This window comes from Massilia sp. P2_C2 (assembly GCF_056404615.1).
Genome location: NZ_JBFUDR010000227.1, coordinates 1 through 10,720 on the forward strand (window position 1 = coordinate 1; position 10,720 = coordinate 10,720).

Annotated in this window: 10 protein-coding genes; 9 read left to right on the forward strand and 1 reads right to left on the reverse strand. The window is 65.7% G+C overall.

The genetic code is table 11. The annotated features are described in order from the left end of the window. Nucleotides 1-229 precede the first annotated feature (229 nt). The 3 genes from AC1DYX_RS22105 (at nucleotide 230) to AC1DYX_RS22115 (ending at nucleotide 3,560) form a co-directional block, all read left to right on the forward strand. Nucleotides 230-1,684, forward strand: coding sequence for a DegQ family serine endoprotease (locus tag AC1DYX_RS22105; protein ID WP_477262821.1), 1,455 nt, complete (start codon nucleotides 230-232; stop codon nucleotides 1,682-1,684). Next, complete coding sequence (locus AC1DYX_RS22110; protein ID WP_477262823.1) at nucleotides 1,681-1,965, forward strand: glutaredoxin family protein; 285 nt, start codon at nucleotides 1,681-1,683, stop codon at nucleotides 1,963-1,965. The genes AC1DYX_RS22105 and AC1DYX_RS22110 overlap by 4 nt, the downstream gene beginning before the upstream one ends. Nucleotides 1,966-2,072: 107 nt before the next feature. Next, nucleotides 2,073-3,560 (forward strand): pyridoxal phosphate-dependent decarboxylase family protein, encoded by a 1,488-nt coding sequence (locus AC1DYX_RS22115; protein ID WP_477262824.1) that lies wholly within the window; start codon nucleotides 2,073-2,075, stop codon nucleotides 3,558-3,560. On the opposite strand, the gene AC1DYX_RS22120 is transcribed toward AC1DYX_RS22115, so the two are convergent. Further along, on the reverse strand, nucleotides 3,561-4,340 hold the full coding sequence (locus AC1DYX_RS22120) for a hypothetical protein (protein WP_477262826.1): 780 nt from the start codon (nucleotides 4,338-4,340) through the stop codon (nucleotides 3,561-3,563). Between the two features lie 513 nt (nucleotides 4,341-4,853). Between AC1DYX_RS22120 and lepA the strand changes: the two genes are divergently transcribed. The 6 genes from lepA to recO form a co-directional block, all read left to right on the forward strand. Beyond that, nucleotides 4,854-6,647 carry a translation elongation factor 4 gene (lepA, locus tag AC1DYX_RS22125; protein WP_477262828.1) on the forward strand — a complete coding sequence of 598 codons (1,794 nt, stop codon included), beginning with the start codon at nucleotides 4,854-4,856 and terminating at the stop codon, nucleotides 6,645-6,647. A gap of 16 nt (nucleotides 6,648-6,663) precedes the next feature. Continuing rightward, entirely contained in the window at nucleotides 6,664-7,578 is a 915-nt protein-coding gene (lepB, locus tag AC1DYX_RS22130) for a signal peptidase I (RefSeq protein ID WP_477262830.1), read from the forward strand. Nucleotides 7,579-7,735: 157 nt separating this feature from the next. Then, nucleotides 7,736-8,143, forward strand: coding sequence for a DUF4845 domain-containing protein (locus tag AC1DYX_RS22135; RefSeq protein ID WP_477262832.1), 408 nt, complete (start codon nucleotides 7,736-7,738; stop codon nucleotides 8,141-8,143). Nucleotides 8,144-8,206: 63 nt separating this feature from the next. Beyond that, nucleotides 8,207-9,040: a ribonuclease III gene (gene rnc, locus AC1DYX_RS22140; protein ID WP_477262834.1), complete on the forward strand. Its 834-nt coding sequence runs from the start codon at nucleotides 8,207-8,209 to the stop codon at nucleotides 9,038-9,040. Next, nucleotides 9,037-9,978, forward strand: a complete 942-nt coding sequence (era, locus tag AC1DYX_RS22145) for a GTPase Era (RefSeq protein WP_477262836.1) — start codon at nucleotides 9,037-9,039, stop codon at nucleotides 9,976-9,978. Before rnc ends, era begins: the two co-directional genes overlap by 4 nt. A gap of 19 nt (nucleotides 9,979-9,997) precedes the next feature. Further along, a partial coding sequence (gene recO, locus AC1DYX_RS22150) for a DNA repair protein RecO (protein ID WP_477262838.1) occupies nucleotides 9,998-10,720 on the forward strand: 723 nt, incomplete at its 3' end.

Genomic DNA, 10,720 nt, shown 5'->3' on the forward strand with positions numbered 1-10,720 from the left:
GGGCTGAGCCGCTCTGGCCGCGCCTTCCGCCGGCCGTGCTGCCGGGGCCCACGTCCGTCCACGCCGGCCGGACTCGCAGACGCATGATCGTCCCGGCCGGCCGCCGCCGGCATGCGGCTCCCCGCCGTTCGCCCCCGTTCGCCCCCGTTCGCCATGGGCGTGCCAGCGCGACAACAATGCTCTTTTGTCTTACCATTACAACCATTCAAGCACAGACCTTACCGATCCTATGACAAGCAAAACTGGAAGCGCGATCCTGTCCGCCCTCGTCTTTGCGGGCGCGAGTCTGATGTCCTCTCCGGCGGCCGTCGCGGCCGCACCCGTCGCCGTCCCGGCCGTCACCGGCCTGCCCGATTTCGCCGACCTCGTCGACAAGGTCGGCCCGGCCGTCGTGAACATCCGCACCACCGAGCGCGTCCGCCTCGACCAGGGCGGACCGGATGAGGAGATGCAGGAATTCCTGCGCCGTTTCTTCGGCGGCCAGGCCGTCCCGCGCGGGCGCCGCGGCGCCCCGGGCGGCCAGCCGCAGGAAGAGCGCGTGCAGCGCGGCGTCGGCTCCGGTTTCGTCATCTCGGACGACGGGTTTGTGCTGACCAATGCCCACGTCGTGGAAGGGGCGGACGAAGTCGTCGTCACGTTGACGGACCGGCGCGAATTCAAGGCCAAGGTGCTGGGCTCCGACACGCGCAGCGACGTGGCCCTGCTGAAAGTGGAAGCGCGCAACCTGCCCAGCGTGCGTATCGGCGATTCCAGCAAGATCCGCGTGGGGGAATGGGTGATCGCCATCGGTTCGCCCTTCAACCTCGAGAACACGGTCACGGCCGGCATCATTTCCGCGAAGGCGCGCGACACGGGCGAGTACCTGCCCCTGATCCAGAGCGACGTGGCCGTCAACCCCGGCAACTCGGGTGGTCCGCTGATCAATATGCGCGGCGAAGTCATCGGCATCAATTCGCAGATCGCGACCCTGTCCGGCGCCTTCAACGGTATCTCGTTCGCCGTGCCGATCGATGAGGTCATGCGCGTGACCGACCAGATCCGCAAGACGGGCAAGGTCACGCGCGGGCGTCTCGGCGTGCAGATCAGCGAGGTCACGACGGACGTCGCGGAATCGCTGGGCCTGGGCCGCGCGCGCGGCGCCGAGGTCGCGATGGTCGAGCCGGGCGGCCCCGCCGACAAGGCCGGCGTCAAGGTCGGCGACATCATCCTGAAATTCAACGGCAAGGACATCGACCGCAGCTCCGACCTGCCGCGCCTCGTCGGCGGCAGCGCCGTCGGCAGCCGCGCGACCGTCACCGTGTGGCGCCGCGGCAGCCAGATCGAGCTGCCCGTGACCATCGTCGAGCTGCAGGAAGAAAAATCGCCGACGGCGAAAGCGACGCCGAAGAAACCTGCGCCGGACCAGGCGCCGAACGCGCTGGGTCTGCACGTGTCCGACCTGTCCGCTGCACAAAAGCGCGACCTCAAGACGGAAGCCGGCGTGCTCGTCGAGTTCGCGGAAGGGCGCGCCGCGTCGGCCGGCATCCGCCAGGGCGACGTGATCCAGCAGATGAACAATGTCGAGATCACGAGCGCGAGCCAGTTCAACGGGCTCGTCGCGAAGCTCGACGCCAAGAAGCCGGTGGCCCTGCTGGTGCGGCGCGACAGCGTCTCACGCTACCTCGTCATCCGGCCGCGCCCATGAACGCCAGCCCGCGTTTCGCGCCGCGTTTCACCTTATACTCGCGCTCGTATTGCCACCTGTGCGAGGACATGCTGACGGCGCTGCAGGCGTTCATGGCCCGCCAGCGGCTCGCGTACACGGTGGACGTGGTCGACGTCGACGCCGATCCGTCCCTCGTGGCCCGCTTCGACGAACTGGTGCCCGTGCTGTACGGCGACCCGGCCGGCCCCGAGCTGTGCCATTACTTCCTCGACGAGGCGGCGTTGCGACACCACCTCGGCCTGCATTCCGCCGCAGCCTAGGCAGGTCGTGCCAGCTTCCCATCTGGCCGGCCATTCTCGTGATGTTTCGTTGACCGGCCGGGCCCGCGACCTGCGATAATCGGCGCCATGGCTTCCAGGAGGACGCAATGGCTGACGGCACCGACGCTACGCTCGACCCCGACGACTGGACGGCCATCCGGGCCCTCGGGCACCGGATGCTGGACGATATGTTCGATCACCTGCAAGGCATCCGCGCACGGCCCGTGTGGCAGGAGATGCCGCCGGCCGCGCGCGAGGGCTTGCGCACCTCATTGCCGCGCGCGCCCGGCTCGCTGCCCGACGCCTATCGCAGTTTGCAGGACAATGTCATGCCCTACACCGTCGGTAATCCTCACCCCGGCTTCATGGGCTGGGTGCACGGCGCCGGCACGCCGGTGGGCATGCTCGCGGAGATGATCGCCGGCGCCCTGAACGCCAACGTCGGCGGCCGCAACCAGGCGCCCGTCGAGGTCGAGCGTCAGGTGTCGGCCTGGATGACGGAGCTGTTTGCGTTTCCGCCCGATGCGCGCGGCGTGTTCGTCACCGGCACTTCGATGGCCAACTTCATGGGCGTCGTCGTCGCGCGTACGCGCGCGCTCGGGCGCGACGTGCGTGCGCACGGACTGGCCGGCCACGGCGACCTGCGCGCCTATGCGTCGACGGAAGCGCATGGCTGCATCGCGAAGGCGATGGACATGGCGGGCTTCGGCACGGATGCGTTGCGCGGCGTGCGCGCGGACGCCGCCGGCCGCATGGACCTCGCCGACCTTGCGGCCCAGGTCGAGGCGGACCGCCGCGCCGGCCTGCGGCCTTTCCTTGTCGTGGCCAGCGCGGGCACCGTGAACACGGGTGCCATCGACCCGCTGGCGGCACTGGCCGATGTCGCGCACGCGCAATCGCTGTGGCTGCACGTCGATGGCGCGTACGCGGCGCTCGGCATGCTGGCGCCGGACGTCGCGCCGCTGCTCGACGGCATCGCACGGGCCGATTCGATCGCGTTCGATTTCCACAAATGGGGGCAGGTGCCTTACGACGCCGGCTACTTCCTCGCGCGTGACGGCGAGCGCATGCTGGACTCTTTCGCGGCGCCGGCCGCCTACCTGCAGCGCGCGGGGCGGGGCCTGGCGGCAGGCACGGCCTGGCCGTGCGACCTCGGTCCCGACCTGTCGCGGGGTTTCCGTGCCCTGAAGACCTGGCTCACGTTCCAGGTGTACGGCGCGGACGCCATCGGCCGCTCGATCTCGGCCACGTGCGCGCAGGCGCGCAGGCTCGCGCAGCGCATCGCGGCCGAGCCGGAACTGGAACTGGCTGCACCCGTCACGCTGAACATCGTGTGCTTCCGCTACGTCTGCCCTGAGGCCGAGAGCGTTAACCGCGAGATCGTGCTGGCACTGTACGACGAAGGCCGCGTGGCCCCGTCGGCGACCACGCTCGATGGCCGCTACGCGATCCGCGCCGCCATCGTTAACCACCGCACCGGCCCGGCCGACGTCGATGCGCTCGTCGATGCCGTGCTGCGGGCCGGCCGCCGCCTGTCGCAATCCCGCCATCCATCATCACGCCGGCACGCCTCGGCGCCGCCGCCTGCATCGTAATTACGCCGCCTCCAGTGCATGGGCGTCGTTGGCGACGGCCTCGTTGGCGGCCGCCGGCGCCGGCGCTTCGCCCAGCAGTGCACGCATGAACGCCCGCTTGGCGTCGCTGCGGGGGCTGGCCCACAAGCTGGCCAGCGCCGCCTGCGGCACGCCGTCGTAGTCGACGCGCAGCGCGTACGGACGGCCCAGCAGTTCGCCGTGCACATAGCTGGCGAAGCATTCCGCGAAGTCGTCGTATGGATTCGTCGCGCCGTACAGGCTGGGGAAATCGCTGCCTTCCAGGCCGGCGTAGGCGCTGACGATGGCGTCGCTGTGCAGCTTGTTGACGCCATAGAAATCGACGACGCCGCGCAGTTCGAAATCCGAATCGTGCCAGGGGGCGTAGCGTCCCTTCTCATCGATGCGCCAGCTCAGGTCGAGGAAGGGGAAATACGCGGCCGGCACCGGTTCCCACCAGCGCGGCAGGAACGTCCCGCCGGCCGTCACGACGTGGCCGAACTCGTGCAGCAGCAGGAATTGCAGGGCGCCGGCGCGCGTGTCTTCGTGCCGCGCCGCGATGGTCGCCGTCAGCGCAAAGCCGGGGCCGCCGAACGGCAGGTTTTCCTTCCAGGTGGCCCAGGCGTTGGCTGTCTGCGCGTCCATCAGATCCATGTCGAGCAGCACGATGCAGCCGAGGACGCGGCCGTCGACGGGGTCCGCCACGATGTCCGTCGCGCCCGACGATCCCAGCCCGCGGCCCACGCAGACGCCCAGCAGCAGCGGGTCCACAAGGTCCAGCACGGCGGCCGGCATGCCCGCCAGCGCGGACCGCAGGTCGGTCCGCAGCGCGGCGTCCGGCGTGCGAGAGGAGGGGATGGCATCGACCCCCGGTCGCCATGTTTACCTGGTGCACGAATTCGCGCACCTCGTCGGGCAGGGGCAGGATGCGGTCCTGGACAGGCCGGGCCAGCTGCGCGTGCCACTGCTGCGGATCGGACGTATGGATCATGGTCGGGCGGGTAAAGGGCGGTGGTTCGCCGATGGCCCTTTAACGGCGCTTCCATCGAAAACTTAACGATTGGAAAGTAAAGCCGAAAGTCCTCCTCCTCGGAAACCGGGCTTTCTGGCTCGAAATCCGGTAAAATGGCCAGCTTGCGGGCGCCCGCGGCGGTTACATGCCGCGCTGTGCGCTCGATAAGGCGCTCGCCCGGGGAACTTCCGTCCCCCTGACGCGGCGCTTTTTTCGTATTGTGCCGGCGGGGCTCATCCGTGCCGGCTGGCCGCGTGCCGCTCTTTTTGGTTTTGAGTTTGTTAATGAAAAACATACGTAACTTTTCCATCATCGCCCACATCGATCACGGCAAATCGACGCTGGCGGACCGCATCATCCAGTTGTGCGGCGGCCTGTCGGAACGTGAAATGGACGAGCAGGTGCTCGACTCGATGGACCTGGAGCGCGAGCGCGGCATCACCATCAAGGCCCAGACCGCGGCGCTGCAATACAAGGCACGCGACGGCCAGACCTATAACCTGAACCTGATCGACACCCCGGGTCACGTCGACTTCAGCTACGAAGTGTCGCGCTCGCTGTCCGCCTGCGAAGGCGCGCTGCTCGTCGTCGATGCGTCGCAGGGCGTGGAAGCGCAGACCGTCGCCAACTGCTACACGGCGCTGGACCTGGGCGTGGAAGTGGTCCCCATCCTGAACAAGATCGACTTGCCGCACGCCGATCCGGACAACGCCAGGCAGGAGATCGAGGACGTCATCGGCCTCGACGCGTCCGACGCCACCACGTGCTCGGCCAAGACCGGCCTGGGCGTGGAAGACGTGCTGGAAACGCTGATCGCGAAAGTGCCGCCGCCGGAAGGCGATCCGGACGCGCCGCTGCAGGCGCTGATCGTCGACTCGTGGTACGACAGCTACGTGGGCGTCGTGATGCTGGTGCGCGTGAAGAACGGCACGCTGCGTCCGAAGGACAAGATCCTCTTGATGTCGACCGGTTCCCAGCAACTGGTGGAGCAGGTCGGGGTGTTCACCCCGCGTTCCGTGCAGCTGAGCCAGCTGACCGCCGGCCAGGTGGGCTTCATTATCGCCGGCATCAAGGAGCTGACGGCCGCCAAGGTGGGCGACACGGTCACGCTGTCGTCGCGTCCGGCGCCCGAACCGCTGCCGGGCTTCAAGGAAGTCCAGCCGCAGGTGTTCGCCGGCCTGTTCCCGGTGGAAGCAAACCAGTACGACGCGCTGCGCGACTCGCTGGAAAAGCTGAAGCTGAACGACGCCGCCCTGCAGTTCGAGCCGGAAGTGTCGCAGGCGCTGGGCTTCGGCTTCCGCTGCGGCTTCCTGGGCCTGCTGCACATGGACGTCGTGCAGGAACGCCTGGAACGTGAATTCGACCAGGACCTGATCACGACGGCGCCGACCGTCGTGTACGAGGTCATGATGCGCGACGGGACGATGATCAAGGTCGACAACCCGTCCAAGATGCCGGAAGTGTCGAAGATCGACGAGGTGCGCGAGCCGATCGTCACGGTCAACCTGTACATGCCGCAGGAATATGTCGGCGCCGTCATCACGCTGTGCACGAGCAAGCGCGGCGTGCAGATGGACATGAGCTACCACGGCCGCCAGGWGAAACTCGTGTACGAGATCCCGATGGCCGAGATCGTGCTGGACTTCTTCGACCGTTTGAAATCCACGTCGCGCGGCTATGCATCGATGGACTACGAGTTCAAGGAATACCGCGCGGCGGACGTGGTCAAGGTCGACATGCTGATCAACGGCGAGAAGGTCGACGCCCTCGCCATCATCGTGCACCGCGCCAACGCCGCCTACCGCGGCCGCCAGGTCGCGGCCAAGATGCGCGAACTGATCCCGCGCCAGATGTTCGACGTGGCCATCCAGGCCGCGATCGGCGCCACGATCATCTCGCGCGAAAACGTCAAGGCGATGCGCAAGAACGTGCTGGCCAAGTGCTATGGCGGCGACATCACGCGCAAGAAGAAACTGCTCGAGAAACAAAAGGCCGGCAAGAAGAGGATGAAGCAGGTGGGCTCGGTGGAGATCCCGCAGGAAGCTTTCCTCGCCATCCTCCAGGTCGAAGAAAAGTAAGGGAAGAAACACAGCGATGAATCTGCAACCGATTCTTGGGAACTTTGCATTGATCTTGTTCGTCGCCATGGTGGTGACGGGTGTCATCTGGTGCCTGGATGTGTTCGTCCTCGCGCAGCAGCGCCGCGCCAGGGCTGACGCCGCGCTGGCCGAGTACGATGCGCGCCACGCCAAGCTGACGGCCGACGGCATCAAGCTGGACAACGGCAACCGCGCCGTGCTGGAGGCCTCGATCCTGCGCCAGCCGACGTGGGTCGAGTATTCCGGCAGCTTCTTCCCCGTGATCGCGCTCGTGTTCGTGCTGCGGTCGTTCCTGTTCGAGCCGTTCAAGATCCCGTCGTCGTCGATGGTGCCGACGTTGCTCGTGGGCGACCTGATCCTCGTGAACAAGTTCGACTACGGCATCCGCCTGCCGGTGATTAACAAGAAAATCATCGAAGTGGGGAATCCGCAACGCGGCGACGTCATGGTGTTCAAATACCCGAAGGATCCGAGCCAGGATTACATCAAGCGCGTGATCGGCGTGCCGGGTGATAGAATCACTTACGAGAACAAGCGCCTGACCGTTAACGGCCAGCCGGTCGAGTACGTGCCGATGGACGATTACCTGGACGACGAGCGCCCGGTGTACCACAAGCAATTCCTGGAAAAGCTGCCGAACGTCCCGCACCGCATCCTGAACATGGACGGCGCGCGTACGCTCAACCTGAGCGCCGTGGAGGAATTCCCGCATCACGAAAATTGTACCTATTCCTACGATAGATTTACCTGTATCGTACCGGAGGGCAATTATTTCATGATGGGCGATAACCGCGACAACAGCGCAGACAGCCGCTACTGGGGCTTCGTGCCGGACCAGAACATCGTCGGCAAGGCTGTGTTTGTTTGGATGAACTTCAGCAACCTGAAGCGCATCGGCGGTATCCACTAAAAGGACACGTCTAAAACCGTCGCGAGCGGCAGCAGATTTGGTCGAGAAGCGCAGCTGTACGAAAGTACAGCCGGTCCGCCGCCGCGGAGCATCGCAAACCAAATATGCAACGCGCAGCAGGTTTTGGGCGAGTCCTAAAGCCGAAGCGGAGGGTGGTATGAAGGGTAGCAAGCGGTATCGGATCGGCGCCGAAAGCGGCGTCTCGTTGTCGGGCCTGATCGTTGTGCTGGTCGTGCTGGGCGCCGTGGCGCTCGTGGCGATCAAGTCGGTACCGGCCTTTTTCGAATACCGTGCCGTCAAGGACTCGATCGTCAAGGCGAAGGCCGAGGCGGGCAGCGGCAGCGTGCGCGAGATCCAGCAGGCGTTCGACAAGAATGCCGGCGTCAACGACGTCAGCGCGATTTCCGGGCGCGACCTCGTGATCACGCGCGACAGTGGCACTACGGAAATCAGCTTCGCATACGAGAAGCGGGTCCCGCTGGCGGGTAACGTCAGCCTGTTGTTCGACTTTGCCGGCACCACCGACCCGAGCGGCGTGGTCGCGGCCAAGGCCGGAACGAAGTAATACAGCCGGGAGGGCGCGCGGTGGGATCGGCGCGCGGCGCCGGCCCACTAGATTGGTACGACAATGAATCTTCAGTTATTGCAAACTCGCCTGGGTTACACGTTCCGGGATCCCGGCCTGCTGCAGCAGGCGCTGACCCACCGTAGCCACAGCAGTCTGCATAACGAGCGCCTGGAATTCCTGGGCGACTCGATCCTGAACTGCGTCGTCGCTTCCATCCTGTACGAACGTTTCAAAGACCTGGCCGAGGGCGATCTGTCGCGCCTGCGCGCCAACCTCGTCAAGCAGCAATCGCTGTTCGAGATCGCCCAGAAGCTGGAGTTGTCGCAATTCCTGCGGCTGGGCGAGGGCGAGCTGAAATCCGGCGGTTTCCGCCGACCGTCGATCCTGGCCGACACGCTCGAGGCTTTACTCGGCGCTATCTTCCTCGACAACGGTTTCGACGCCGCGCGCGACGTGATCCGCGCGTTCTACATCCCGCTGCTGGATTCCGTCGACCCGCGCACGCTCGGCAAGGATGCCAAGACATTGCTGCAGGAATTCCTGCAGAGCAAAAAAATCTCTCTGCCCACGTACAACGTCGTCGCCACGCACGGCGCGGCACACAGCCAGGAATTCGAGATCGAATGCCTCGTGCCGAAGCTGGGCATCCAGGTCTTTGGCCGCGGCGGCAGCCRCCGCGCCGGCGAGCAGGCGGCCGCGCGGCTGGCGCTGGAAACGGCCGAGCAGCTGTTGCAGAAAAGCCCGGCGACCGCGCGCAAGTCGCGCCAGCGCTCGGCCCAGCTGAAGCTCGCCGGCATCGCCACCGACCAGAGCGAGCTATCCGTGCAGGCCGACGAGCCGGCTTCCCAGCAGAAACAACAACAGCAACACCAGTCAGGAAATACCCCAGCATGAACATCGAGACCAATCCCGCCGACAATTCCGAGGACGGCGCCGAAGACGGCGCACCGGCAGGCTTCCGCTGCGGCTACATCGCCATCGTCGGCCGTCCGAACGTGGGCAAGTCCACGCTGATGAACGTGCTGATCGGTGCCAAGGTGTCGATCACGTCGCGCAAGGCGCAGACGACGCGCCACCGCATCACGGGCATCCAGACCCGCGACGACGCGCAATTCATCTACGTCGACACGCCGGGCTTCCAGACGCGCCACGCGAACGCACTGAACAAGACGCTGAACAAGACCGTGTCGAATACGCTGACGGCGTCGGACGTGATCCTGTTCCTGGTCGAGGCCGGTACCTTCGGCCCGGCCGACCAGCAGGTGCTGGACCTGTTGCCGAAGAACGTCCCCGTCATCCTCGTCATCAACAAGTCCGACCGCATGAAGGACAAGGCCGAGCTGATGCCGTTCGCGGCGAAGATCGCCGCCCTGCGCGACTTCACCGCCGTCGTGCCCGTGTCCGCGAAGCACCGCTTCCAGGTCGATGCGCTGGAAGGCGAGATCAAGCGCCACCTGCCGGAAAATCCACCGATCTTCGGCCCGGACGACATCACGGACCGCAGCGAGAAATTCCTCGCGGCCGAGATCGTGCGCGAAAAAGTGTTCCGCCTGCTGGGCGATGAGCTGCCGTACACGAGCACCGTGCTCATCGAACAGTTTCAGCAGGAAGGCAATTTGCGCCGCATCTTCGCCGCCATCCTCGTCGAGCGCGACACCCACAAGTCCATGATCATCGGTAACAAGGGCGCGCGCCTGAAAGAAATTTCCACGCAGTCCCGCCTCGACATGGAAAAACTGTTCGGTGGTCCTGTCTATCTGGAAATCTGGGTCAAGGTGAAATCGGGCTGGGCCGATAACGAGGCCGGCCTGCGCGCTTACGGCTACGAGTAAAGCCGGTAAGATAGCCTGCATGCCCAGCCGCGACGACGCACTCATCGATAACGACCAGGACGCGCATGCAGCCGCGCCGCATGTCCCACATGCGGCGCAGGCCAGCGCCAAGCGTCGCGCGCCCGCGCGCGAGGGCCGAGTCGTCGGCCACCGGATTGCCGGCCAGCCCGGTTTCGTGCTGCACAGCTATCCGTACAAGGAAACGAGCCTCATCGTCGACCTGTTCACGCGCGACCAGGGCCGCATCGGCGTCGTCGCGAAGGGCGCCAAGCGGCCGACCTCCAAGCTGCGCGGCGTGCTGCAGACCTTTCAACCGCTGTCCGTATCGTTTTCCGGCAAATCCGAACTGCRCACCCTGATCGACGCGGAATGGGTCGGCGGCATGCTGCCGCTGGAAAAGACCGCGTTGCTATGCGGCTTTTATCTGAACGAATTGCTTGTGAAACTGCTGGCGCGCGACGATCCGCATCCCGCATTGTTCAATCACTACGTCGCCACGTTGAACGAACTGGCGCACGGGGAACCGGCGCCGATCGCCTTGCGAAAATTCGAACGGGCCTTACTTAAGGAGACCGGGGTCGCCGCCGACCTCACGCGCTGCACGACGACGCGCGCGCCGGTCGAGCCGGATGGCCTGTACGTCGTCGATCCGGAGCGCGGTGCGCGCACGGCCGCCGCTGTCGAGTCCTGGCCGGTGGTGTCGGGCAAGACGCTCGTCGACATGGAGCGCGAAGACTACGCA